We start from the raw sequence: 22931 nt of genomic DNA on the forward strand, positions 1-22931 counted from the left end.
TTATTTATTCCCTAAATCATCAATCGGTTTCAAAACCGTGCTTTCAAACCAACTTAATTCGTCTTTTTCTTCTTGTGACCCTGCCGTCGGTGCTTTCGGGTTGCCCGTTTGTTTTTTCGCTTTGACTTGGGCTGCGGCTCTGGCGTCTTTTTTCTCCGATACGGATAAATGCTCTCTTAATGTGAACGTGACTTGCCACGCCATTTGCCCGTCGATTTCGCTGGCATCAATATTGTTGGTAAAAGTACCAATGCGAAAATTAATCGCTTTAGCGGTATGATTTGCTACCCGATAACGTTTTAGCTTCCCGTTTTCTGTGGCTCTCGCTAAGGTAAATAGGCGCGTGAGGATTTTTTCATCAATAAAATTAATCACACCCGTGATGCGCAACTCTTGAGGCTTAATACCTTGCTCCGCTACGGATGTGCTAGACGTTTGACCGGACTGGTCTTTATCTTGAAATTGAATAGACGAATTAACTTTGATGTTTTTCAGCGGAATAGCTTCACCATCAAGGGCGAGCGTGATTGTCGGGTTCTGTGCTGTTGATTGATTTTGTTGGATCATGAAGCATTCCTTTTAGTGGTGCCAGTTCGCTTCCTGCAAACAGTGTAGCCAATGTAAAAATGGCATCTGGCTCAGGGATATCTTTTTGTAGCCGTTCCGCTAAATAATCGCCTGTACCTTTGCCCGTAAAACTCCAAATAACCACGGATTTTCCGAGTAAATCAGTGAGTTTATTGCCAATCTCTTTAAGTGCGTTCTCTCTTGCTGATTTAAAGCCGGACATAGCAGATTTCATGGCATCAATACCGCTTGCGCTGCCTGCGCTATTTTTTGCCTGTTCTATCAATTGGGCATTAATTGTTGCCCGACTTGTTGATGTTGATAGTGCCTGCGGTTTGGGTAAGCCGCCAAACTGTTTGCCCGGCAATTGCATTTTGGTGACTTGCAGATTAGCCGCTGTTTTTGCCATGCGTTCCACCTGTGAGAAAACAGGCAATGGAAATACAGACGAAAACACTTGCAACAATGACATAAATTCGACCTGTGATTTAGCGCAGACCATCATGACAACAATGTCAGTTTCACCCACACCTGCCAATTTCTTTGCAATATGGTTAATGGCGTTGGTTGGGCTTAAATAGCAGCCTGTATCGGTTTTTTGCCCAAGTCCGTAGACAAACGGATGTGCTGGCACCATCGAACATGTTAACCCCGACATAGTCGGGGACATTTTCATCAATGACTTGCACCACTTTGGGTGGGTTATGGTTTCACTGGCCATTCGATGTCCGGTGCGGTTGAAGTATCGACGCGATTTAAATAAACGCGGTATGTTTTCCATGCGGTTAATTGTGCTTTTTCTTCATCTGTTGACATATCTAAATCTACAGCATCTTGCAGTGGTGCAATTGCATTGTTCGCTTCAGCTAAAAGTGATTGCTTTTGCTGCTCAGCTTCTGCAATTAATTGCTCTTTTGATACGGGAGGGTTCAAACATGCATCAACTTCTTTTGGCGTCATTTTTTTCATTGAACTGATATTGCTTCGAATGTCAAAAACAACGGGCAATACGGAATCATATTCAATTTTGAGTGACTGATATTCCTGCGCTATATTATCGAACTCAGCTAATTGATTATCCAAGTTAATTTTTGCAGCCTCTGTTTTCTCATTTAGCGCGTTAATTTCATCTTCTGACAAATCCTCATTAAATGACTCAACTAAGTCGTCAAGCTCAAATTGAGCTTGCTGTAGATTGCTCTGAGCAACAATAAATAGCGGCTCTTTCTCACTTAATAAAAATTCAAGCTCAGTCAATTTAGCAACTTGAGATAACTGCGCGTCATCATATGCGTAGACTGTATTTGTTGTTTTATCTTTGTAATAATTCATTATGCTAGCTCCACCCATTGTTGAACAACTGAGACATCTTCGCCTTTCACTCTATACTCAGCCCCCGGGGGAATAATTGCAGAAACGTTGCCCCGTACTGGAAATCCTGCTCTCGTTGCCGCTGAACTAATAATATCAACGCCGCTCACAACAAGAGTTAATACCGAATTCACACCTTCCTTAAGAATGGCGCTAACAGCGATAACAATGGGTTTACCCGTCGAGTTCACATATACAACACCCAGACTCCTTGCTGATTTTACATCCTTCCACGACTGACCAACCCCCAATTGTTGTAACCCAGAAACTCTCTGGGCGGGGATTGTGCCGCTCACTAATGTTCCCGTCGGGTCAAACTCCCACATGGGGACATTGCTATTGTTTTTTACCCCTGAGTACCCCCCTGACGAAACAAACAGATATCTTGACATTCCATTTATTCTCGGTTCACTTCCAGTGATTGAAAAAGAAGATCGAGGTGCAAACTCCCGAGAACATGCCCCTTGACTCATTACTGCGCTTTCAGATGTACCCGACACTTGAGATAAACCTGATAATTTGGAAACTGGAATAACACCATGAGTCAGTATACCACTGGGGTCAAATTGCCAAATTACTGCGCCATTACTATCTTTTGCTCCTGCATACCCCCCGTATGAAAATGAAAAATATAGACCTGAAGGTGATTTAATTTTAGCTTCACCATCCGCTGCGACGTCATACGTCGATTTAGGCGTAAAGAATTTAGTTTGCGCCACCTGACTCATAACTTGAGTTGTTGATGAACCTGTACTTTGAGCCACGCTTGTTTTATCGAACTTTAATGCTAGACCGTTATTGAGTTCTTCTTTTGACGCTTTTTTTCCTGCCTCTGTAGTAACCAATTGCTGACTAGCCACTAACTCAGTACTATTGCCTGTTTGATGAGTGATATTGGCCTTATCAATTTTTTTACTTAAATCCAGCTTAAAACGGGTTTCAAGGGCTGATAATTCTTGGTCACTTAATGCGCCCAAAGGCCGCAAATCTTTAACATTTCCAGACGCATCAATGCTGGCAATGGCAAATACTTGGTGAGTAAATCCAGCGGCATCAACATAATTAGCCAGTGTTGCGGCAACGGTGATTTTAATTACGGTGCGCCACTGGCTGACAATGTTTCCTTGATAGCTAAAATCCGCATACACTTTGGTATTGCGTAGGCCGTTTAATATTTGATTTTGTTCTAACAGTCCACGCAACCCGCCCACATAGGCCAGCCCCTTTTTGACGGTGAATTGTTCACCACTGCGCGTAACTTCAAAACTTTCATCAAAAAAAGCGGCTGCGCCGTAGCTATCAACATTAATCAGGCGTTGCATTTCATCAATGCCAGACAAGCGGGCAGTAAAATCAATCTGCCATGTTTCTGCACTGGTTTTGATTTGGGTTTCTTCGGCTGCGCCTTGGAATTCCAAGATAAATGAGCGGGTTAATACGTTCCCTTGCTGCCCATTTTGATTTTTAAGTTTCTTTTGGGTTGGCGCATGAGTAATCATGGCCACCGTGCCGGATGCTTTATTTAATAAGCCTATCCAGTTGAAATCAAAGTTACCGACTTCTGCGCCCAATGTGACGCTATAGGCCACGGCATTTTCGCTGGCTAAACCTGCTTTGTTGACCGCTTGACGGTGAACAATTTGATTTGCAAGGGGTAACTTTTCGTTACGGTCAATCGGTTGTGTCGGGTCTAAATTCGGCACATTGGCGAACACGAATTCATCCAACAACACGGCCTTACCGCTTGCCGCTTCTTGGGCTTTCCAATTTTCGAAAGCAGTGGTAATAACTGATGCCATGAATGTAGTCCTTTACATTAATGATGCGCCAAAGGTTTCATTTGACGCGGTAATTTGTCCGATTCGAATAAACAGTGGTTGATTTGGGAGCGTGGCGTAATAGCAAATATAATCAGCTTCAACAAAGCCCACACGCATCCCTAATTCATGCACTGCCATGACTTCAAAGCGATAGCGGCGGCAGGTTCGCCCGTACTGACGGATAATTTGCAGCAACAAATCAGGGTTATTCGCAATTTGACCGTCACTGACGCGTAAAATAATGACATCCCAATCAATATCAGGTTGTCTCTCATTAATTTCGACATAGCCAACGCCAAGGCGTTTAAAAATGTCAATAAATCCCGCGACGCTGCCTGAGTCCTTGGCATTAATAAACGCATATTTCACGCGCTTACGGTATAAATCCAAGGGTTCATTATTAAAACGCTGGATATCCCGCTGATACGCCAACAAGTTTAATAATGGTTCGGTGCAGGTGTCGGGGTCTAACTGCGCCAAAGGCCATGTGAGCCAGCCGTAAATGATGTCCCAAAACCGCTTTGCGGCTCGCAATAGCGTGGCGGGTTCGCCTTGGTTCATCCATGACGGCAACTGCAACCGTTTTAATCGGTCTTTAAACTCGGGCATTTTTCACCTCTATCGTCAGTGATTTTAGTCGTGGCACGCTTAAATCACTGACAATGTCGGGAATGCTAAACACAATAGAATCCAAGACGGAAAACTGTTTATGTAACTCACGACCTAAATTTGAGAATGAAAAACGCGAATATGGCCATGTTTTTTTAACGTCATAATTGGTGTTCTCACGAAACGCACAACGCACCAAATCGCCCGTATCTTGTTTGAGTTTTTGCAGTTCCTCAGTAGTTAGGTTTTCCACGCTTTGCACAAATAAAGTCACTTTTAATGTATGTTGCGTTTCCGGCATGGGAAAGCACTGCATATCATCACCGTGCCCGTGGTGGCCTTGTGCATTAATATAATCATTCACTTTGTCGATAAATGGCTGACTGGTGACGCCACTGTCCAATAACAAATACGCATTGGCGGTACCTGCGCCACGGGGCGCATCATGTAAAAAGAAAATACGGTCAATACTCAAACCAACAACATTCGCTATAATGCCGCGATAAACCGCATCGGTATGATATTGACCGACTAAGTTGTATTGATTGCGGCAGCGGTCACGCAAATCATTGTCACTTTCTGCATTCGCACCCGGAACCAATAACCAATTTTCTTCACTTTGAACACGCTCAATTCCTGCAATCGCTACGGGTAAAATACGAAAATAACCAGGAGCAAGATTGTAAGCCCCTCCGGCATTTTCAGCGATAACCGGCACTAATGCGCTATCGGTATTTATCGCTTTCGTTTCAACGGTTTTCATACTGTAAATAATTCCGTTGATACGCTCTGTTTGCACTATGGTTCCGGCTGGAATGGTGACTGTTCCCGCACCTGCAGCACGATAAAAACGGATGACGCCTTTTGCTTCGGTGGCAGGCTTGCGCGTTAAATTGACGCCCCATGCAAACATATCTAGCCATTGCCCTGATGCAGTGGCTAAATACATATTTTTCAAGGTGACATTAATTAATGCTTCCGTAAGCCAGCGAACAGGCTTTGTTACGATGGTATTAATCAGGCGCCAAAACGGTGACATGTCCGAGGTGTTAGTAACAAAGCCCTCATCGTGAACAATTTCCGCAAATTTATCGCTAATTTCTTCCTCTGAGACAGGCATCCCGCTATCACGTAAGACCTGTTCATAATCAATTTCAGGGATTTTTTTACTGTTCATAATTTACCCCTAAATTGATACGGCCAAAATCATAAGTATCAGCGGTTACCCAAAGTCGCTTAGTATTTTCTTCATCAATTACAACTGTACCCGGTACCAATCGCTCGTCACTTTCAACTAATATTTCCATTTGCGTGCGAATGTCCGCGCGTAATGTTGGGCTACGCTCTGCCACTAATTGGGTGGCGAGTCCGCTTTCAATAATACGGTGTGCCACATCTTGGGTGATTGATTGACGGTTATTGCATAACTCCGGCTCATTGCCGGAGTTTAATGTCAAATCTCGGTTTGTAATTAATAAATCAATGTAGAGTAAATTATCCATTATCAAGCGCAGTCCATTCCGCCAAATCCGTTGGTGACATTCCGTTTGTCACATTGATATTTACTGTATCGTATCGCTTGCTGTTATCAATCGATTGGGTTCGGTTATTGCTGATTTGCCGACTAATGCCGCCTTTCTCTACACCGCTAAGTTGCCCACCGACTAATAAACCTGCCGCGCCTGCTGGGGCGGGTGAGCCGTCAACGGTTCCCGTTGTTTTGGTTTCAATATTGACGCCCGGCAGGTAATTTAGTGTTTCTACAATGGTGTTGTAGACACTACGGAAAGAATCAGTAATTGATTGCCAAACCTTTGAAAAAATAGCTTTAATACTATTTCCCATTGCTTCAAATGTTTTATCAATCGGTGAGTCACTAAAGAAATTGCAAACCGCATTCCATCCATCCGTAATTGCCTGCCACGTTTGAATAAATGCAGATTTCAAAGTATCAATCACAATCATGAGCGCCTTGAATGCCCATGTATCGGCAAAATAGGCTGTAAACTCTTGCCACTTTTGTGACATCCATTCCCATGCTTGCATAGCAACAAGCCCGACGGCACGCACGGCAATTGCTACCACTTTAAATGCGGTGGTGTTCATCACTGCTGCTTTAACATCATCCCAATGTTGAATAAGTTTATAAATGCCATAAGCTAAAAGCGCGATGGCGCCAATTACCAATAAGATAGGCCAGCTCATAAATGAAAAGCTGACACCCGCAATTTTTGATTGCAGCGATACTGCCATTAATACCCCTCGCAGATATTTCAGTGATGCACTCCACGCCTTTACTGCAACGCTATATAACCAAATAGCAGCGGTGCCAATTTTTAGCACGCCACTAAATACGCCCATGATGATACTTAGCCCTGCCATGATAAATTTGGAAATACCCATCACGATATTGGCGGCAGCACCTGCAGCAGCAAATCCGAGTGTTCCCATCGTGATATAACCGACCCATCGCGCGATATTAGGGAATAAAGTAAACCAACGTACAAGGGTTTGACCGCCCTCCGCGAGTTTATCGATTAATGGGGTAATGACAGGTAATAACGTCATACCAATGGCGATACGGATAGATTGCCAAATAGACATAAGCCGTTCCCACGGATTGGCTAATTTTGCGGCTTGCTCCGTGGTGCGCTTCATTCCATCACTGGCACCTAAGAAACCAATATTTTTACGCAAAATATCAACATTGCCATAAAGCTGTTTGACCACGACGGCAGAATCACCAAAGGCCGCTTCAATTTCTTTCTGGGCTTTTAAATTGCCCTCAATGCTTGCGCCATATTTAGCCTGTAATTTATCCAACATTTCAGGCATGGATAACATCTGGCCTGACGCATTGACGAATGACAGGCCGAGTTTTTTACCGCTATCGGTAGCTGTTTTAAGGAATGCTTCATACGCTCCCGACGACTCACCGCCTAGAGTTCTTTGCAGTTCACCCAATACCGCAAGCTGCTCATCAATCCCGACGCCAAATTGCGTACCTGCATTTTTTGCGCCCTCCATCAAACCTGTTATTTCAGCCATCGATACGCCAAATGCTTTTGACATATACACGGCCTTACCTGCCAAATCTTCGGCAAATTTAACATGACCGACGGCATTGGCTTGGCTTTCAAACTGGTTAAACATTTGCCCCATGTATTCGGTGGCTTCGGTTGATGTAGTTTTTAATGCCGCTGCGGTTGTGTTTGTGATACGGGTTAATTGCGGCAAATCTTGCTGCGTGACATTGTTAATGGCTTTGCTGATTGCCGTAGCGGAATTGACAAAATCAATGGATGATTTTCCGTATTGGGATGCGAATTTCAGGGCGTCTTTAGACACTTTAGACATAATGCCATCATCAATACCCTGTAATGATGCACTCATCATGGCGTCATTCATTTCAATGGCAGGGTCAAGAATGCTTTTAATAGACCAGAACGCCCCGGCAAGACCTGCACCACCTACCGCAATTTTACCAAAGGCGACTTGACTGTCCCTAGCAAAATTAGAGACAGCCGATTGCACTTGTCTAATAGGCTTTGTGATATTATCGATAAGGCTGAGAGTAAAATCTAACTCGCTCATGAGTCACCTTTAAACGCTAATACAATTCCGTTTGCGACTGCAATTTGCGTGTTTTCCCAGTGACGGTTATCTAACCAGATTGCAGTAGCGAGATTTTCTTCCGTGTCCGGCTCATGAGGTAAATAGTGTTTTCTGAGCGCAATGAATTGCTCTAACTCATTACGCTCAATTGCACGAACACGGTTTTTTAGTTTTTTACGCTAATTTCCAGCTTTGGCGCGTATTCTTTGTTTACTGCTTCGGCAAGTTGTGCGGCAGCCCCCGGAAAGCTGAGTAATTCGTCTAAATATTCTTTGCTTTCAGCGGTGACAATACGTTTTAAATAAGTGGTGAGCGGGGCAACTTTATTGTCCATCGACATATCGTTAATCATGCCATTATAAGCCGTGATATTTGGCTCAAAGCTAACGTCTTTTTCATTGATAGTTAACGTAATAATTTTTTTAGTCATGAGATAGTTCCTTTCTCTTTCTGATTTCGTCCGTTAATTGGTTGTGCCGTGCGGCACATTGACCGTATAAAATAGCCATTTTTTCTAATGGCTCTGAGATATCACGGCCTGTTGTTCCCGCGAGTCTCGGAATGTCCGTCGAGCATTTTTTTAACAGGTTTTCCTGATAGTTCACGCTCGATATTGTCGGCGGTTTGGTTGTACATGCTGACAAACTCATCACTAACACAAACGTTAGTAAACACAGGCTTAATAATTTCAGTGCGTATTTCTCTGGGGGCAGCATTGGCAATCCCCTCCAATTTTTCCTCAAGCGCTTGGCCTGACTGGCTTGATATTTCTTCAAGATTAATACGGGTTTTATCTGCCACTTTTTGAGCTGTTAGCTCTAAGCTGTCGTGATAAAGCCCGTTGACTCGCCAACCTGCGCCAAATGCACAGAGTAATAACGCAAGTATTAGCGCGAGTTGCTTTGTCATTACTTAACCCCGTTATGCTCTAACGAATAGTGATTACCGTCGTTAAATCGACCTCCCCACGTTCCCCCGATAGATTCCCAATATTCACCAAGGGGCTGATGGTCAGTGGATTTTGTCAGCCATACACCATTTTTAAACAGATTAAAATCGACGGCTAAACGTTGCGTATGCAAACTGTTTTTAATGCCTTTGCCTGATTTTGCGTTAGCTGCGGCCTGTTCTGGCGTGCGGTAAGCTTCACCAAAGGTGAGACGATAGCCGTGCTCGTCAGCAAAAAAAATCAATTTAGCAATCATCACGGTAAATAATGCTTGTTTTTCACTGAGTGTCATTTTTTTAACTTTCCTTGTAATAATGTGCTTCCACGCTTTTTCAGCCACATTTCAACCGCTTGATATCCGGCAATCCCTAATGCGGATGCAACCCCTGTGAGTGCAATCGGTGAAATGTCGGGGATCCAAATTAAAATTGCTCCGGCTGCGACAGACGTCGCTGAACCTAAAATCACACGACCAATAAATAACTTAATCGTAATGGGCTCAGCCCCTGTTAACATCTTCCCGATACCAATTAACGCGCCCATCACGGCAATCGTTAAGAGTGTTTTTTCGTGTTCTTCCATGAACAAAATTACCTTATCCGATAAGGGTTTGAGTTAATTCCGACTCCAAATACGGAATACCTTTAATACGCACAAAATCAGGACTCGTAACCAGATATTTAATTTTGTGAGTAGTGAGTGCGCCACCTTTGGGGTCAGTATCTAAAATATCAGTCAAAATCAATTTATTACCGAATGATTCGACTTTCATTTCTTCATTGCCCGCCTTGGCATACCATAAGAAATCCATTGGCTTAATCCCACGCCATGAACCTGCCGCCCGCGCTTTTGCGACGATAATCTCAAAATATTTAGTGCTAATTTCGATTTCACCCTCTGCGCTCACATCACCCGCGACAAAACCGTCGGGCATACCTTTGGTTTGCGCGGCTGCGGTATTATCAGTAATGGATAGACTCACTTTTTCGACGTGAATTAAGTCACCATCAATATTAAAGTCAAATGATTGACCAGATAAACGTTGGCTCATTATGCGCTCTCCAAGCTAGCATCCAGTAAGATACTGACCGTAATTCCTTTCGGACATTCATACGTTCTTACTGTGATATAAATTTCAACAGTATTTTTAGTTTTCCACACAATCACGACGTCATTGTCTTGCGGTGGCTTGCACTCACCGGGGAACGTAACCCCGTTAATTTCTGCACTACGTGACATTTCACGCATTGTGCGAGCAAAATAGGATTTGTGGGTTTCGATGCTGTTTGGTGTACTGTTTAAGCTACGGTCTGCAATTTTTGCAATAGCTTGCAAACGAACGCGACGCGCGACTTTATCAACAATACGCAGGTTTTCAATCGCTTGAAAATCGCCGCCCTCAACATCTAAAGTGCGACCATCCGACCAATACATGCCGTCATAGTCGGGGTACCACATTGGCACGCTATAACGGAGTTTTTCCAACGCTTGCAAGGTGGCTAAATCAATTTCTACACCGCTATCGTCTTTAGGTTTATCAACGCTACCTAAATCAAGCAAAGCGCCTGTTTTCACCCGAGCAGGGCTATCGGCAATGGTAACCGCACGGTTACACAAACGACCTGCCAATACGCCCGCTTCATTTCCCCAAAATGTGGGCACTAATTGAATAGATTCAACAGCTTCGCCTTTTTGAAGCTCACCAAGGCGCGTTAATGCTAGTTGCCACGTTTCTTTTGCTTGTAACCCTGCGACAGAAAGAATTGCCCATGTCCAGCGCCCAAACTTCGTCATTAAATTGGCGCGGAGTGTTTGCGCGGCCTTAATGGTTGCTTTGGTGGTATCACCGATATAGACATAGCCCTCAACACTGGCAACGGATTGCGCTTTCATTACCGCATCAACAAAATCGGTTTCGGCTGCGCTCTCCGGCAAGACGTGAACATAACCAAACCAATTCTGCCCAGCATTCGCCATTGCTGCCTTGATATTCGACTTTAAAGGGCTATTTTCTACCCCCAATAATGTATCTAAATCAGTTTGAGTATTAACAGGTAAGGTTTCACCAATATGGCTTTTTCCTTTGCCCACAAACAGCAAAACACGCTCAATTTCTTTAGTTTCGCCTTGTAACTGATTGACTTGATTAACCTGAATGTTAGGCCACATAGTTAAGTCCTTTTATTTAATATCCTGCGCTTTAACATCAGCGCCAAATCCAATCCCTTGTAACTGCCTTGCGAGTGCCTTTTTAAAATCGCTGTCGCTCATGCCGAGGAAAACACGTGAAGGTACTTCAATAGTCCAAAATGTTTTGGCTGTTTTTTTACTTAACGTTCGAATTATTCCACCTGCTTTTATAAAAGACATATTTGTTGTGATATCTTTAACTGATGGTTTTTTAATTCGTTTTCCTTTGGTTTCCTGATAACCAAGCTCCCGTAATTTTTTAGCTTGTTTGATAGTTGCTCTTCTATCTTTATCCGTCGGTTTTGATTTATTTTCTTGCTCTGAGTCTCTTTTTCTTCGGCTCACGCTCATTCCATTTTGCTGTGCATAACCAACTACACCAGCAGGAACAGGTTTTTTACCATTACGATAATGACCACCTTGTAAATAAATTCTAACGGCTTCTTTTTCTGGCATTTCCCTGATATGTAATAACTTAGGCATATTACGAAGCATTTTTTTCTTATACTTACTCTGCCTTTTTTCCCAAGCTTCGCCATCAGGCGATTGTTGATTTTTAACATTTCGTTTTGCTGATGCAATTACGCCATGTTTCGCCATGCGCCATAAAAAACGCTGTTTTTTCTTTTCTGATAATTCAAGGTTTTTTAACGCTTTTTGCATTTCTGCAAATTGCTCTTTGCTCAATTGGCCTTTAATTATCATTTTTCACGTCACTATAAATTTCAGCGTGTTCTGCGTATCCAAATTCGGTATCTGCCAGTGACCAACGCTTACCATCAAAAGGAACAATCCCGTTTATGTCTTCTTTCATCACAACGGGCTCAGCGAGTGAAATTGACACAATGACAACGGCTGTTTCGTCATCAACTTCAACAATCATAGATGGCGGTTCTTGTTCGATATTGCTATTGCCTAACTCGTTATCTTGTTCACATGCCCACGCATCAATTAGCAAAGGGATATAATCAGGATGAATCAGTCGATAAGGAAAACGCCCCCATGAAATGACAGCTTCACTTTGTCGTATCATCATTTGATATTGGTCTAAACCTAAATCCCGATGGGCACGAATAAACTGTATTTCGTCCATTTCGCTTTTAAATTCAACATCGCAGACGCGTGGCGGTAAATTGGCTTTTAAAAAATCAGTTAGGCTTTTTAATTTATTCATATCATCGCCACCGTGACACGCTTTAAGCCTTTCATATTGCGGATCACAAATGCGGCTTCTGCGAGTAAATTATTCTTTGTTTCAGGGTTTTCTTGCTTCGGATTTGCCGCACGGCTGACAATTGATGTTATTTCGCCTATCAAATCCGCTTTAGCCCGTGCATAGAGCGCCTTTTTATATTGTGCACACAATGCGTTTTGCCCATTGGCTTTTGCTCCCGGAGCATCATTTGCAGTGTTATACCCTTTAGACAACAATTGTTTTTTCAGTGATTCGAGCGATAAATTAATTTCAGCAACACTCGCTAATAACGCATCGGTTAATAACTCATGATTTAAATCAGGTGGTACTTGGCGCTGCTTTTGAAAATCCGCTAAATTAATATCAGGCCAAAAACCATCATTAGTTATTTCGACCGATTGATAATTTAAATCGTTGCCATTAAACATAATTTATCGCTCGCTACTTTGAATCACTCCGCCAGAATATACTTCGCAATACAAATAAAATGACTGATAGCCCAATAACCGTTCCCCAATTTACAGGTACTACCGTATTTAATTCGGCTGAAATTGAAAACCAATTCCAGATACTTAATACTCCCCAAGAAACACCCAGAGATAGCAATAAACATGCTGCGATTACGAGCACAATCAATATTGCGCCAACAATTATGTCTGATTTCATTATCAATCCTTGTAATAAAAAATCGGGCTGACTGGCTTCCAAGACTGAAAGCAATAAATTGCGTCATCTCCACCACGCCCGATTGGCTTGCGGTAGTCGTTTTTATTCGGCTGTTAACGCTCGAATGCGCATGGCGATCCGTTTCAAGTGCGTATCAACACCCACCTTAGGATTAAGCTGTCGTGCTTTTTCCATATAGGATGCGGCCTGTTCCAATGTATCGACACAGTCAATGGCACTGGCTTTCGCATCCTGATTGATATTGCTTCTTAGCAAATTCAATGCAGCAAATTTGTAGTATTTCGCCCTGATTTTTTCGTGAACTCGCCATTTTTCAGTGACATTTTTAAAGGTTCTTGAAAAATAAGGCTCAATACTGTTTCCCGCTTCATTTTCCAATGTTGCCCACGCTAAGATAGTGTCAGCGACAAAGGCCGGAAAATTACTGCGGAAATTGTCTGGGGTGAGCTGTCCTTGCTCAATGGCAATATCTGCCCAATCCAATCCCTTGTCGAAATCCCCAACATCAAATAGCCAAACGGTGCAGTAAGCAAAAATCGGGTTTCGGTAGACCTCCCCCTCGGACAAATAGCGTTCAGCGGTGGGAAGATAAGCGGGGAGTAACTCCCGCTTTTTCATTTCCACGCGGTCAGCCGTTGTCGGTTGCTCACGCAATCTTTTGACATCCTGCTCAATCGCTCTCGCCTGTAAGTGCATACTAGCACCATCTGCGATAGTGACGGCCTGTTGCTGTTCTAGCTTTTGGCGTAGTTCAACGCTAGCCCGATGACGTTGAGCAGGTGATAACATGGTTTATTCACCGACCTTTTCAGCAGGTTCAGTAATTTCACCAATTGTGACCGCGCTTTCATCATAAGCGGCATATAACTCTGGATATTCCAGCGCATATCCTTCATTACGCAGATATTTGTTTTCATACTGCTTACGGTCTTCTACAAACTCCGCTTTACGCTGACGCGTATTGCGTTGGGTGTAGATATGCAGGTTTGACAGATATGTCACAACCATGCGTTTGCCCGGCATAAATGGCGGGATAATCGCAGGGCGACCCGCAATTGTGGTTCCCAACATTTGAGCTGCGATTTTTTCTGTTGGTTTGTCAGCCGCTTGATAAAGTCGGTATTGTTCAGCCGCGACTAAATCAGGCCCAACTAATACAACTAAGCGTGGGTCACTGCGGTATTGCACCGGAATACAGGTATTAATCAGGTCGGATGCCATTGCATCTAATGACCGATAATCCCCTTTATCATCTAATTTGACTGGGTCAGTAATTACCTGTTTACCACCGTCCCAATCTTTTGCGATTTGATGCCAACCAATATTGACGTCTTCTCCGTTCGGATAGGCTTCAAAATCTGTTGATTTTGCTACATGCGTACCATTCCAACCGATTCGGATCATATCTAATGCAAACGTTTCATTAGTAAAGGCTTGCATGCGTTGGAAAAACTCATTTTCAGACCCCGAGTTCGCCCATACAGATAAAAGCGCCCAATCAAGTGCTGCACCGGAATCAGTTTCAACCAGTTTATATTCATTACCATCGTTCGCAGTTTGACGAATAAAACGCCCACCTTGCTTACGACCTGTAAAAATACCGGGGTTTCCTACTGATACGACTTGCCCTTGGAGTTGGTCTACATCAGCACATGTAATCATGTTTAAGAATGCAGATTGCTCCATCAACGCATTGCGCAATGATGTTTCTTTTGGATCAGTTATGGCAAAGTATTTTGACGTATCGTCAACCCCATAACTTTTACGCAGACCAGCTTCATATTCTTTTAGAAACTGCCTTGCACGAGTATTTAATTGCATGGATTCCTTTCCTTTTTATCCTTACAGAAAATTAAAACGAGCGTTTTTATCCCCGTTAGGATTTGGATTTGGTTTTTTAGTCACAACCTTATCTAGTTTGCTGAAATTTTTCACTAAATCCGGCAAACTATCACGCAACTGTTTAAATTCATTTGTATCGACGACTTCTTTTACTACTTCGATATCTTCTTGAACTTCAGTCACTTCCTGCGACGTTTCATTTAACTTCGCTTCCAGCTCTACAATTTTATCTTCTGCAGCTGCCAGCGCTTCGGCTAACTCTTGAAGGTCGGGGTTAGGTGTTGGCTCCGGTGTTGGTTCCGGTGTTGGTGCAGGGTCTGCGATATTATATTTTTTGCGCCAGTTTTTTTTGTCTGACATGGTTCCATCCTTAGATTTGTTGCGGCTAAAGTGTAGCCGAGTTGTTCCTACGCTTGCCGGGCTATTAGTAACAGCCAGACCTTCTAAATAGTGTTTTCCCGTACCGCGAAAATTTCCATCTGGCGTTAATTCAATCGAGGTAAATAGCCACTTATCTTCTGTATTTGCTAATAGCAAACTGACAAATGGGCGGATAATCGCTAAAAGTTGCAAGTTTCCGTTATTATCTTCATCAAGCATGACTTCAAGGACTTCACCCACTGGATCAACTTCGTGGTTATGCTCAGGCCAAATCAACGCTGCCCATAGCGTGTAATCATAAAGTTCAGCGGCTTCAATTAAATGTTGGCGTTCGATAATACGACCATCAACAGTGTCACCCTCAGTCGCGATACATAACCATGTTGTTCTCAATTGCGACATTTACATGTTGCTCCCATCCTTGGGTTTATTGCTTCCATTTCGTTAGGTGCTCAGTATTGCCCACATTTTTTTCACTGGCGACAAGTTCGGTTCGGTTATAAATGCTTTGCCGAAAGCCGCTTAATGCCAGCGTTTAAAGGTCGGGGCACAATGCATCTACTATGGCTAAATACACGGATGCAAAAATACAGGTCGCAAAATCGTTATATTTGCGACGCTATACTCCAGCGGAAATCGCGGAGGAATTGAGCCTGCCTAATCGTCGGATTGTTTACTATTGGGCAGAAAAATGGAATTGGGCAGATATGCTCAGTCATGAGAGTGTGATTGAAGCAATTAACCGTCGCATTGTTTTATTGAGCGAGCGAACTAAAAAAACGGAGCTTGAATTAGATGAGTTAGACCGCTTGATTGCTAGCCACGTTAAATTAATGGCGCAAGCGAATAAACACGCTGAAAAAATGGCAGCGTTAAAATCGCAATCAGCGGATATGCAAGGCGGTGCTGATTATGCAATGAATGAAGATGGCGAACCGAAGAAAAAGAAACGCTATCGTAAAAATGACATTTCTAGCCTGACGCCAGAAGATTTCCAACGCTTTGCTGATGAAATGCTGTTTGGTTATCAAAAGCATTTGCGCATTAATATCACGCAGGCAGTGCGCAATATATTAAAAAGCCGTCAAATCGGGGCAACGTGGTACTTCTCCTTTGAAGCCTTTGAGAATGCCTGCTTGACGGGTGACCCACAGATATTTTTATCTGCGTCAAAACCCCAAGCGGAAGTATTCCGGTCATATATTGTGAATATTGCGGAGCAATTCTTTGGTGTATCGCTAAAGGGTAATCCCATCCGTTTAAGCAATGGCGCAGAGCTGCGCTTCTTATCCACCAATAAAAACACGGCTCAATCTTATAGTGGTCATTTATATTGTGACGAATATTTTTGGGTTCCTGATTTTAAACGCTTAAATGATGTTGCATCAGCAATGGCAACACATGACCGCTGGCGTATCACCTATTTTTCCACGCCTAGCTCTAAAACACATCCAGCTTATCCATTTTGGATGGGGGATGAATGGCGCGGCAATGACCCTAAACGTAAGAACGTCGAGTTTCCAAGTGAGAAAGAAATGCGTGACGGGGGGCGTGAGTGCCCCGATGGGCAATGGCGCTATATCATTACCCTTGAAGATGCGATAAAAGGCGGCTTTAACTTAGCGTCTATCGATAAATTACGACAACGATATAACCCTGACACATTCAACATGTTGTATATGTGCGTATTTATTGATAGTGGTAAGTCTGTCTTTAAATATGACACCTTAATGAAATGCGGTGTTGATGTGAATTTATGGGAAGACCATAAACCCGACGACCCGCGCCCATTTGGCAATCGCGAAGTGTGGGGCGGGTATGACCCTGCACGCTCTGGCGACACGTCAACATTTGTTATCGTTGCACCACCCATGATGGCACCCGAAGTATTTCGGGTATTGGCAACATTTTATTGGCAAGGGTTTAGCTGGCGACATCAAGCAAAATTGATTGAAGACTTAACCAAGAAATATCGTTTCACACATATTGGCATTGATACCACAGGGATAGGTCAATCCGTATATGAAATGGTGCAAGATTTTGCGCCACGTATCACACAGCCCATTCTTTATAGTCTGCAAATGAAAACGCAACTTGTGATGAAAATGATAGATATTGTCGACGAAGAACGCATTGAATGGGATATGGATCAGAAAGAAATCCCCGCGTCATTTTTATGCATCCGTCACACAACTACAGGTAAAGGTGGCGCAATGACATTCGTCGCAGATAGAACACAAGAAACAGGCCACGCGGATGTTTTCTGGGCAACGTCTCACGCAGTAATTAAAGAGCCGCTTAACACGGATAAAAAGCGCAAATCTAAATATATATTACCAAAGGCTGCATAATGAAAAAGAAACGGAATTCTCGTAAACAAATGACACAGACTACGACTGCGCCAAAAAAAGCATTTAGCATCGTTCTTGGCAAACCAGAGCCGATTTTAACGACTCATACTGATTATCAAAATATTTGGTATGACAATGATTTTGACCATTGGACCCCCCCAATAGACCGTGAAGCACTTGCGCAGTTAGTGAATTTAAATGGCCAACATGGGGGCGTTCTTTATGCTCGTCATAATATGGTTACCAGTGACTATATAGGCGGTGGCCTAACCCATGAGCAACTAAAAGCGGCCGTTTTTAATTATTTTTTGTTTGGTGATGTGGCCATTTTAAAAGTGCGTAACGGTTGGGGCGAAACCATCGGACTGGAGGTTTTGCCCTCACTTTACTTGCGCAGGCGTAAAGACGGTGATTTTGTCATTTTACAAGAAGGTGAACATCTAGTTTATACCCCTGATGAAATCATTTATATCAAGATGTATGACCCACAACAGCAAGTCTACGGTTTACCGGACTATATTGGCGGTATCCATGCAGCTTTACTAAACAGTGAAGCCACTATATTTCGTCGTCGTTATTACCATAACGGGGCACACACGGGCGGGATGATTTACTGTAATGACCCGAATATGACCGACGAAGTAGAAGAACAAATTATCCAAAAACTCAGCCAAAGCAAAGGGATTGGTAATTTTGAAACTATGTTTGTGAGTGTGCCGAATGGTGACCCTGACGGCATCAAATTTATTCCCGTTGGGGATATCTCTGCAAACGATGAGTTTAGCAATGTGAAAAGTATTAGTGCGCAAGATATCTTGAATGCTCACCGCTTCCCCGCAGGCCTTGCTGGCATCATTCCCGGCTTAGGCTCTGGCGGCTTAGGTGACCCCTTAAAAGCAAGAGAAGCCTATCGGCAAGATGAAGTTATCCCCGTACAAAATTTATTTATGAATGCGGTCAATAGTGAAATCGGTAGAAATGAGTCTTTGAAATTGAATTTTCGTCAAAATATCATTAAGGAAAATGAATAATGTCTAAAAATAAGGTAAAATTAAGACGTTATCAACAACCGGAGGTCTGGAACGTGCGAGTATTAAAAATATTCTGCCCCATTTGCGGCCAACGCGCGACAATTCGCAAATCGAATCGTAAACATCGTGAAATTTCAGACCTTTATTGCGCCTGTAATGATGTTGAATGCGGTCACACCTATGTTTTAAATCTAACGTTTAGTCACACAATCAGCCCTAGTGCCCACTCAGATGATTTGATTCAATCCATGATTGAGAAATTTAACCCTGAACAGCGCCAACTGGCGCTAGGGTTATTAACCTCAAAGGGTGCATGATTGCTGATTTACATCAGGGCTGCTATTTAGCAGCCTAATTTTTTGATTGCTCTTTTTTGCTATTTCTTCCCTTGCACCGTCTGCAAGTTCAGTAATCAGTGTGAGTACAACTTGACGCTCATAATGGTTGCAACCCTCTAAACTCCCTAGCTTTGCAATAACACTAATGCGCTCAAACGCTACCGATTCCTGTAATAAATCGCTCATATTCAAATTCCCATTTGTATACTGGATATTTGTACAGTATACATAAATAAAGTCATTGGGAAACCCTGTAAATCAGAAATAATTAAAATTTCTTTTGAATTACAGGGTTATGTGATTCATTTATAAACTATCCGCTTTGTGACATGTCACGGCAATATTATCCAACTTCAAATCATGCCAGCCGTTTGTATTCCAACAATCAGCCGCACCCGATAAGCAACACTGACTAACAGGCAATTGCTCACCACATCTTTTACAGGTTGATTTTGATAACTCGTGAATTTTGTCACTTAGTCGAGCAGTATCTTGGCGAATTAATAGTTGAATGTACTCATTCATTTCGTAAGGCTCCCGCCCTGGTCGACGAATAGCACAATTATTTTTCAACATTTCCAATTCTTGACTATCGACAATCAGCTCAAATTTCGTTTCGCCACTGTCTTTTTGTCGTTTACGCTGTTCCGCTTTGCGCTCTGCTGCTGTTTTTGCCATTAGTTCTACTCCCTTAGTTATCGTTAAAACAACAAAAAATCATTTCTTGAGCTATTTCATTAGTGAATATCAATTCCCAATCGTTTAACTTTTTAGTATTAATTTTAAACAGACTACCTAATTCATATTCTGAGTTTTGAACCAAATCATAATGATAATCACGGCCTAATAATGAATCACACAATATTGAATTACCGCGATTAGAAGAAACATCACATTTTGACCTATAGGAGTAGAGAGTAACTCGCCATTTATCATGCGCTGAAAATGCCCCAGCTAGCGATACAACATCGCGTAAATTCTCAATCCATGACCACTCTGATACATAAACATCACCAGATACCCCGCCTAAAGGTATATCGTTAAAATACTCATGATTTAACACATAAATATGTGCACCATTACTTAAATTAAAAATATAATTTCTGGCGGCTTTAAATTCTTTTATTCCTGCATGTTTTAATAAATATTCTACTGGAATATTACCCATAAATATTTTATCTCTGCCTGTTAAGCAGGCATCCTGTAAAGCTTCAAATAAAAAGTAATAATCTGCTCCAACCTGACGAGCTTTTTTTAATGACCTATTTTTCAAAAATCTATTTTGATACCAACGCTTTTGCCACGGCAAAAAATTCAATTGTTCTTTTTGTAAACTGAATAGCAATTCATTTGTAATATCAATTTTATAGTTAAATATTTTTAGCATCATATTAATTTCCTATGAGTGATTGAATTCTAGACATGGCTTGTTCACACCGAGCCAGTGTTTTTTTGACTTTATCTGACTTAAATACGATTTTTTGAATATGGCCATTCGCGTGAAACTTCACGCTTTGACCGTTTTCTGTATAAATTGCCCCTCTTGCTATTGAATGGATCATGAAAGGGTCTTTTTCGGGGTCTAAAGTGATGCCAATTTCTTTGGCTTTTCTGACAATATCGGGAATAACCGTTTCTTTGTCTTTAATCGTCCTCCGTGCCTGCGTACAGTTATTGACAGAACTCCAAGGGGCGCTAATCGCGCCATCAAAACCAGCCTCCGCTGTCGCTTCGGCTAACTTCGGCACAATCTGCCAGTTCTTAATACGTGTGATAATTGGGGAGTCGTTACCCACTAAAGTACAGTAAACCCCTTTGATGCAATCGACGGGCTCACCATATGCGTTGGTCTTTTCTTCACGCTCATACCATAGACGGGCGATAAGGTCGGCACGACGTACAAATGCACCACCTTGCAATTTGGTGTATTCGCTCCAGTTGCTGGTATCGGCTGCTTTGTGGATTTCGGCAAATTCAACATCTAAACCTGTTGATGCTTCGGTATCATCACCCATGCGGCGCAGTTCACGCCATACCGACACAGGCGCACCGCCTATTTGTTGAAACTGGCGAATTTTCCAATGTGAAGCCCAAGCGGAAACCGCCCGCGCCATGTCTTTGCACTTCTGGCCTGATTCCTTATCGACTTCATCGTCCATTGCGTAACCGTCGATATTTTTTGAAATGTACTTAGCGATATAGCCTGTCGCACTGCCTTTACGTTCGTCGATAGGCTCCACATGAAAACGGGCTCTTAATGCTTTAGGTGTGGTAAGTTCGTCTCTATCTTCTAAACGTGCATAGTGACTAAAAATAGAACGTAATTGTTTTTTATGTTCAGGCATAACAAACAGCAACATATGCCAGTGCGGTGTACCGTCGTGGTGCGGCTCAGTAACACGAAAACCAAAAACACGGATACCTGCACGGCTATAAGCTGCGCGTATTTTCGCCCACGTTTTACATAAATACTTTTGAGTTGCTCTTGGATCACATCCGTTCCAATTATCAACAAATCCGCCTGCTTGATATGCTGAATGGTATTTTGATGGAGCTGTCATTGTGTAAAATTCACCATCACAGCCCATTTCCTTGGCGAGGTCTTCAAACCCGCGCATACGCGCCATTAGCTCGCAACGACGAACGGCTGGGTTTGCAATACTACCTAAAACCATTTTTGTAAGTTCGGTTCGGTTGCCGTCTTCGTCTTCTAATTCAAAGTCTTTAAGAAATTGCCAATTTGACCGCTTTTGCTCTACCCAGCGATGCAAGGTTGTTTTTGAAACATAAGGGGATGAGGATTTTTGAACTTGACCAATCGCGATAGCAAGGTGCTCACGTTTAATGTCACATAAACGCTTTAAGCGACGATACCACCAAGCAGCATCAAACATGCGAAGTAATGCCGCGCAAAGTTTATCTTCATTTGGTTTAATTCTGCCTTTAATGAATTGCTGCCAATATGGCGGTTGGGTACCTGACTGTAATGTTAACTTAGCAATGAAAGCGTAAGTTTTATCAAGACGCTGACGGGCTTCATACTCATCTTTTGGATCGCTGTTGGCGTATTGCTTTGTTGCAGCTTCATAGTTATCACTCATAAAACAGGCAATTTCATTTGCTAAAGTTTTGATAACCGTTCTATCTAACTGCGCAACATTTTCTAGTTGCTCAATAAAGGGGAATGGCCTATCACCTGAAACACGATGTTTAAACTCATACTGTTTCATGACACGTTCGAATCGTGGCAATACATTTTTAGCGGTTTTGCGCAAAAATTCATTGGCACGACGACGACCCTTTTGATTAAAAAGGCGTGCGTATTTAGTGGCAAAGTAAATTGATAGGAAATCGGGGACATGAGAAATAATTTCATGACGCCACTCTGCATCATCTTTATTGGCATCCCACATAATGCGCTCAGCCAGAGTCGCTGATTTCGGCAACTCTGGCTTATTTTCTTCTTGTTGGCGACGCATTGAAATATATACGTCGCTATTGTGTTCTACTTTAGTTATCAAAATAACTTTCCCTTGTGTTACTGCCGCGATGTATAACTTTAAAACCTTGTTGCTCTAATTCTTTCTTTATCCTTTTTAATGCTTTATTAATTGCAGTAACTTCTATTTGATAGAAATCACGGGTAGGCCTTTGAGCCATAAGGTTAGGGATATAAATCACCTCTTTGTTTTGAAAAACTTTTGTTAAAAAAGAAAAGTTAAATTTCATTGTGATACCACCAGATTTTCAATGTGGTTAATTTCGCTTTCTAGTAATTGGCTGATTGCTGCATAATCTGGTTTTTCTTGCAGCACATACATTTGAAGCTTACGCAGGCGAGAAGCGTAACGGTCATTGCAAACTTTGCGTTCATCGTTACGATTCCAGTTGATGCAACCATCAATTAAAATCGCATCATTTGATGTGGCATCTAATACAGGTGTAAATACTGGTTCTGGTATATTCATTTATTCAATTCCTAAAT

At 42.5% G+C, this 22931-nt stretch carries 31 protein-coding genes; 3 read left to right on the top strand and 28 right to left on the bottom strand.

All coding sequences use genetic code 11. The annotated features are described in order from the left end of the window. The 22 genes from M1E86_RS12640 to M1E86_RS12745 all read right to left on the bottom strand — a co-directional run bounded on the left by M1E86_RS12640 (window position 1) and on the right by M1E86_RS12745 (window position 15628). Window positions 1–567, bottom strand: coding sequence for a hypothetical protein (locus tag M1E86_RS12640; protein ID WP_240105478.1), 567 nt, complete (start codon window positions 565–567; stop codon window positions 1–3). Then, window positions 512–1288: a hypothetical protein gene (locus M1E86_RS12645; protein WP_426099107.1), complete on the bottom strand. Its 777-nt coding sequence runs from the start codon at window positions 1286–1288 to the stop codon at window positions 512–514. The genes M1E86_RS12640 and M1E86_RS12645 overlap by 56 nt, the downstream gene beginning before the upstream one ends. Next, window positions 1270–1899 carry a tail fiber assembly protein gene (locus tag M1E86_RS12650; protein WP_426099108.1) on the bottom strand — a complete coding sequence of 210 codons (630 nt, stop codon included), beginning with the start codon at window positions 1897–1899 and terminating at the stop codon, window positions 1270–1272. The genes M1E86_RS12645 and M1E86_RS12650 overlap by 19 nt, the downstream gene beginning before the upstream one ends. Beyond that, window positions 1899–3737: a phage tail protein gene (locus M1E86_RS12655; protein WP_426099109.1), complete on the bottom strand. Its 1839-nt coding sequence runs from the start codon at window positions 3735–3737 to the stop codon at window positions 1899–1901. Before M1E86_RS12655 ends, M1E86_RS12650 begins: the two co-directional genes overlap by 1 nt. Window positions 3738–3749: 12 nt before the next feature. Further along, complete coding sequence (locus M1E86_RS12660; RefSeq protein WP_426099110.1) at window positions 3750–4367, bottom strand: phage tail protein; 618 nt, start codon at window positions 4365–4367, stop codon at window positions 3750–3752. Further along, entirely contained in the window at window positions 4354–5544 is a 1191-nt protein-coding gene (locus M1E86_RS12665) for a baseplate J/gp47 family protein (RefSeq protein WP_426099111.1), read from the bottom strand. The genes M1E86_RS12660 and M1E86_RS12665 overlap by 14 nt, the downstream gene beginning before the upstream one ends. Beyond that, the gene (locus tag M1E86_RS12670) at window positions 5534–5869 is read right to left on the bottom strand and encodes a DUF2590 family protein (protein WP_048608849.1); all 336 of its coding nucleotides are present in this window, start codon (window positions 5867–5869) and stop codon (window positions 5534–5536) included. Before M1E86_RS12670 ends, M1E86_RS12665 begins: the two co-directional genes overlap by 11 nt. Further along, window positions 5862–7961, bottom strand: coding sequence for a phage tail tape measure protein (locus M1E86_RS12675; RefSeq protein WP_426099112.1), 2100 nt, complete (start codon window positions 7959–7961; stop codon window positions 5862–5864). Before M1E86_RS12675 ends, M1E86_RS12670 begins: the two co-directional genes overlap by 8 nt. Then, entirely contained in the window at window positions 7958–8131 is a 174-nt protein-coding gene (locus M1E86_RS12680) for a DUF6890 family protein (RefSeq protein WP_413776468.1), read from the bottom strand. The genes M1E86_RS12675 and M1E86_RS12680 overlap by 4 nt, the downstream gene beginning before the upstream one ends. A 17-nt stretch (window positions 8132–8148) precedes the next feature. Further along, window positions 8149–8412 (bottom strand): putative phage tail assembly chaperone, encoded by a 264-nt coding sequence (locus M1E86_RS12685; protein WP_096864679.1) that lies wholly within the window; start codon window positions 8410–8412, stop codon window positions 8149–8151. Window positions 8413–8513: 101 nt separating this feature from the next. Further along, window positions 8514–8891, bottom strand: a complete 378-nt coding sequence (locus M1E86_RS12690; protein WP_272665238.1) for a hypothetical protein — start codon at window positions 8889–8891, stop codon at window positions 8514–8516. Next, window positions 8891–9223, bottom strand: a complete 333-nt coding sequence (locus tag M1E86_RS12695; RefSeq protein WP_215954186.1) for a M15 family metallopeptidase — start codon at window positions 9221–9223, stop codon at window positions 8891–8893. Before M1E86_RS12695 ends, M1E86_RS12690 begins: the two co-directional genes overlap by 1 nt. Then, on the bottom strand, window positions 9220–9513 hold the full coding sequence (locus M1E86_RS12700; RefSeq protein ID WP_426099113.1) for a phage holin family protein: 294 nt from the start codon (window positions 9511–9513) through the stop codon (window positions 9220–9222). The genes M1E86_RS12695 and M1E86_RS12700 overlap by 4 nt, the downstream gene beginning before the upstream one ends. Window positions 9514–9526: 13 nt before the next feature. Beyond that, complete coding sequence (locus tag M1E86_RS12705; RefSeq protein WP_048608860.1) at window positions 9527–9982, bottom strand: phage protein; 456 nt, start codon at window positions 9980–9982, stop codon at window positions 9527–9529. Continuing rightward, complete coding sequence (locus M1E86_RS12710) at window positions 9982–11100, bottom strand: DUF2586 domain-containing protein (RefSeq protein ID WP_426099114.1); 1119 nt, start codon at window positions 11098–11100, stop codon at window positions 9982–9984. The genes M1E86_RS12705 and M1E86_RS12710 overlap by 1 nt, the downstream gene beginning before the upstream one ends. Window positions 11101–11112: 12 nt before the next feature. Next, the gene (locus M1E86_RS12715) at window positions 11113–11826 is read right to left on the bottom strand and encodes a hypothetical protein (protein WP_426099115.1); all 714 of its coding nucleotides are present in this window, start codon (window positions 11824–11826) and stop codon (window positions 11113–11115) included. Continuing rightward, window positions 11816–12295 carry a phage tail protein gene (locus tag M1E86_RS12720; RefSeq protein ID WP_164455410.1) on the bottom strand — a complete coding sequence of 160 codons (480 nt, stop codon included), beginning with the start codon at window positions 12293–12295 and terminating at the stop codon, window positions 11816–11818. The genes M1E86_RS12715 and M1E86_RS12720 overlap by 11 nt, the downstream gene beginning before the upstream one ends. Then, a complete protein-coding gene (locus tag M1E86_RS12725) occupies window positions 12292–12744 on the bottom strand; it encodes a head completion/stabilization protein (protein WP_164455408.1) in 453 nt (150 codons plus the stop codon). The genes M1E86_RS12720 and M1E86_RS12725 overlap by 4 nt, the downstream gene beginning before the upstream one ends. A gap of 13 nt (window positions 12745–12757) precedes the next feature. Further along, window positions 12758–12982 (bottom strand): hypothetical protein, encoded by a 225-nt coding sequence (locus M1E86_RS12730; protein WP_426099116.1) that lies wholly within the window; start codon window positions 12980–12982, stop codon window positions 12758–12760. A gap of 102 nt (window positions 12983–13084) precedes the next feature. Next, window positions 13085–13792: a phage terminase small subunit gene (gene gpM / locus M1E86_RS12735; protein ID WP_164529143.1), complete on the bottom strand. Its 708-nt coding sequence runs from the start codon at window positions 13790–13792 to the stop codon at window positions 13085–13087. Window positions 13793–13795: 3 nt separating this feature from the next. Further along, window positions 13796–14824 carry a phage major capsid protein, P2 family gene (locus M1E86_RS12740; RefSeq protein WP_048608874.1) on the bottom strand — a complete coding sequence of 343 codons (1029 nt, stop codon included), beginning with the start codon at window positions 14822–14824 and terminating at the stop codon, window positions 13796–13798. A 21-nt stretch (window positions 14825–14845) separates the two neighbouring features. Further along, on the bottom strand, window positions 14846–15628 hold the full coding sequence (locus tag M1E86_RS12745) for a GPO family capsid scaffolding protein (protein WP_164455387.1): 783 nt from the start codon (window positions 15626–15628) through the stop codon (window positions 14846–14848). A 161-nt stretch (window positions 15629–15789) separates the two neighbouring features. Between M1E86_RS12745 and M1E86_RS12750 the strand changes: the two genes are divergently transcribed. From M1E86_RS12750 to M1E86_RS12760, 3 genes are read left to right on the top strand one after another with little or no spacing between them, the layout of a single operon-like run. After that, on the top strand, window positions 15790–17577 hold the full coding sequence (locus M1E86_RS12750) for a terminase large subunit domain-containing protein (RefSeq protein ID WP_275612098.1): 1788 nt from the start codon (window positions 15790–15792) through the stop codon (window positions 17575–17577). Further along, window positions 17577–18608: a phage portal protein gene (locus M1E86_RS12755; protein ID WP_164455384.1), complete on the top strand. Its 1032-nt coding sequence runs from the start codon at window positions 17577–17579 to the stop codon at window positions 18606–18608. The genes M1E86_RS12750 and M1E86_RS12755 overlap by 1 nt, the downstream gene beginning before the upstream one ends. Next, window positions 18608–18925 carry an ogr/Delta-like zinc finger family protein gene (locus M1E86_RS12760; protein ID WP_275612097.1) on the top strand — a complete coding sequence of 106 codons (318 nt, stop codon included), beginning with the start codon at window positions 18608–18610 and terminating at the stop codon, window positions 18923–18925. The genes M1E86_RS12755 and M1E86_RS12760 overlap by 1 nt, the downstream gene beginning before the upstream one ends. Here the strand turns inward: M1E86_RS12760 and M1E86_RS12765 are convergent. The 6 genes from M1E86_RS12765 to M1E86_RS12790 all read right to left on the bottom strand — a co-directional run bounded on the left by M1E86_RS12765 (window position 18911) and on the right by M1E86_RS12790 (window position 22914). Next, a complete protein-coding gene (locus M1E86_RS12765; RefSeq protein WP_096864691.1) occupies window positions 18911–19132 on the bottom strand; it encodes a hypothetical protein in 222 nt (73 codons plus the stop codon). The genes M1E86_RS12760 and M1E86_RS12765 overlap by 15 nt on opposite strands. A gap of 120 nt (window positions 19133–19252) precedes the next feature. After that, a complete protein-coding gene (locus M1E86_RS12770) occupies window positions 19253–19624 on the bottom strand; it encodes a hypothetical protein (RefSeq protein ID WP_240105456.1) in 372 nt (123 codons plus the stop codon). 13 nt (window positions 19625–19637) lie between these two features. Beyond that, window positions 19638–20336 carry a hypothetical protein gene (locus M1E86_RS12775; RefSeq protein WP_240105454.1) on the bottom strand — a complete coding sequence of 233 codons (699 nt, stop codon included), beginning with the start codon at window positions 20334–20336 and terminating at the stop codon, window positions 19638–19640. A gap of 1 nt (window position 20337) precedes the next feature. Then, window positions 20338–22467: a replication endonuclease gene (locus M1E86_RS12780; RefSeq protein ID WP_426099117.1), complete on the bottom strand. Its 2130-nt coding sequence runs from the start codon at window positions 22465–22467 to the stop codon at window positions 20338–20340. Then, window positions 22457–22675: a hypothetical protein gene (locus tag M1E86_RS12785; RefSeq protein WP_426099118.1), complete on the bottom strand. Its 219-nt coding sequence runs from the start codon at window positions 22673–22675 to the stop codon at window positions 22457–22459. Before M1E86_RS12785 ends, M1E86_RS12780 begins: the two co-directional genes overlap by 11 nt. After that, window positions 22672–22914 (bottom strand): hypothetical protein, encoded by a 243-nt coding sequence (locus M1E86_RS12790; RefSeq protein WP_369509256.1) that lies wholly within the window; start codon window positions 22912–22914, stop codon window positions 22672–22674. Before M1E86_RS12790 ends, M1E86_RS12785 begins: the two co-directional genes overlap by 4 nt. Window positions 22915–22931: the final 17 nt, after the last annotated feature.

The sequence above is a fragment of the Providencia sp. PROV200 genome, from assembly GCF_049901995.1.
Classification (GTDB): Bacteria; Pseudomonadota; Gammaproteobacteria; order Enterobacterales; family Enterobacteriaceae; genus Providencia; species Providencia rettgeri_E.

Bases quoted from the DNA above. Each gene is read 5' to 3' on its own strand.
- M1E86_RS12640 (WP_240105478.1), bottom strand. From the start codon at position 567: ATGATCCAACAAAATCAATCAACAGCACAGAACCCGACAATCACGCTC.
- M1E86_RS12645 (WP_426099107.1), bottom strand. From the start codon at position 1,288: ATGGCCAGTGAAACCATAACCCACCCAAAGTGGTGCAAGTCATTGATG.
- M1E86_RS12650 (WP_426099108.1), bottom strand. From the start codon at position 1,899: ATGAATTATTACAAAGATAAAACAACAAATACAGTCTACGCATATGAT.
- M1E86_RS12655 (WP_426099109.1), bottom strand. From the start codon at position 3,737: ATGGCATCAGTTATTACCACTGCTTTCGAAAATTGGAAAGCCCAAGAA.
- M1E86_RS12660 (WP_426099110.1), bottom strand. From the start codon at position 4,367: ATGCCCGAGTTTAAAGACCGATTAAAACGGTTGCAGTTGCCGTCATGG.
- M1E86_RS12665 (WP_426099111.1), bottom strand. From the start codon at position 5,544: ATGAACAGTAAAAAAATCCCTGAAATTGATTATGAACAGGTCTTACGT.
- M1E86_RS12670 (WP_048608849.1), bottom strand. From the start codon at position 5,869: ATGGATAATTTACTCTACATTGATTTATTAATTACAAACCGAGATTTG.
- M1E86_RS12675 (WP_426099112.1), bottom strand. From the start codon at position 7,961: ATGAGCGAGTTAGATTTTACTCTCAGCCTTATCGATAATATCACAAAG.
- M1E86_RS12685 (WP_096864679.1), bottom strand. From the start codon at position 8,412: ATGACTAAAAAAATTATTACGTTAACTATCAATGAAAAAGACGTTAGC.
- M1E86_RS12690 (WP_272665238.1), bottom strand. From the start codon at position 8,891: ATGACAAAGCAACTCGCGCTAATACTTGCGTTATTACTCTGTGCATTT.
- M1E86_RS12695 (WP_215954186.1), bottom strand. From the start codon at position 9,223: ATGACACTCAGTGAAAAACAAGCATTATTTACCGTGATGATTGCTAAA.
- M1E86_RS12700 (WP_426099113.1), bottom strand. From the start codon at position 9,513: ATGGAAGAACACGAAAAAACACTCTTAACGATTGCCGTGATGGGCGCG.
- M1E86_RS12705 (WP_048608860.1), bottom strand. From the start codon at position 9,982: ATGAGCCAACGTTTATCTGGTCAATCATTTGACTTTAATATTGATGGT.
- M1E86_RS12710 (WP_426099114.1), bottom strand. From the start codon at position 11,100: ATGTGGCCTAACATTCAGGTTAATCAAGTCAATCAGTTACAAGGCGAA.
- M1E86_RS12715 (WP_426099115.1), bottom strand. From the start codon at position 11,826: ATGATAATTAAAGGCCAATTGAGCAAAGAGCAATTTGCAGAAATGCAA.
- M1E86_RS12720 (WP_164455410.1), bottom strand. From the start codon at position 12,295: ATGAATAAATTAAAAAGCCTAACTGATTTTTTAAAAGCCAATTTACCG.
- M1E86_RS12725 (WP_164455408.1), bottom strand. From the start codon at position 12,744: ATGTTTAATGGCAACGATTTAAATTATCAATCGGTCGAAATAACTAAT.
- M1E86_RS12730 (WP_426099116.1), bottom strand. From the start codon at position 12,982: ATGAAATCAGACATAATTGTTGGCGCAATATTGATTGTGCTCGTAATC.
- gpM (WP_164529143.1), bottom strand. From the start codon at position 13,792: ATGTTATCACCTGCTCAACGTCATCGGGCTAGCGTTGAACTACGCCAA.
- M1E86_RS12740 (WP_048608874.1), bottom strand. From the start codon at position 14,824: ATGCAATTAAATACTCGTGCAAGGCAGTTTCTAAAAGAATATGAAGCT.
- M1E86_RS12745 (WP_164455387.1), bottom strand. From the start codon at position 15,628: ATGTCGCAATTGAGAACAACATGGTTATGTATCGCGACTGAGGGTGAC.
- M1E86_RS12750 (WP_275612098.1), top strand. From the start codon at position 15,790: ATGGCTAAATACACGGATGCAAAAATACAGGTCGCAAAATCGTTATAT.
- M1E86_RS12755 (WP_164455384.1), top strand. From the start codon at position 17,577: ATGAAAAAGAAACGGAATTCTCGTAAACAAATGACACAGACTACGACT.
- M1E86_RS12760 (WP_275612097.1), top strand. From the start codon at position 18,608: ATGTCTAAAAATAAGGTAAAATTAAGACGTTATCAACAACCGGAGGTC.
- M1E86_RS12765 (WP_096864691.1), bottom strand. From the start codon at position 19,132: ATGAGCGATTTATTACAGGAATCGGTAGCGTTTGAGCGCATTAGTGTT.
- M1E86_RS12770 (WP_240105456.1), bottom strand. From the start codon at position 19,624: ATGGCAAAAACAGCAGCAGAGCGCAAAGCGGAACAGCGTAAACGACAA.
- M1E86_RS12775 (WP_240105454.1), bottom strand. From the start codon at position 20,336: ATGATGCTAAAAATATTTAACTATAAAATTGATATTACAAATGAATTG.
- M1E86_RS12785 (WP_426099118.1), bottom strand. From the start codon at position 22,675: ATGAAATTTAACTTTTCTTTTTTAACAAAAGTTTTTCAAAACAAAGAG.
- M1E86_RS12790 (WP_369509256.1), bottom strand. From the start codon at position 22,914: ATGAATATACCAGAACCAGTATTTACACCTGTATTAGATGCCACATCA.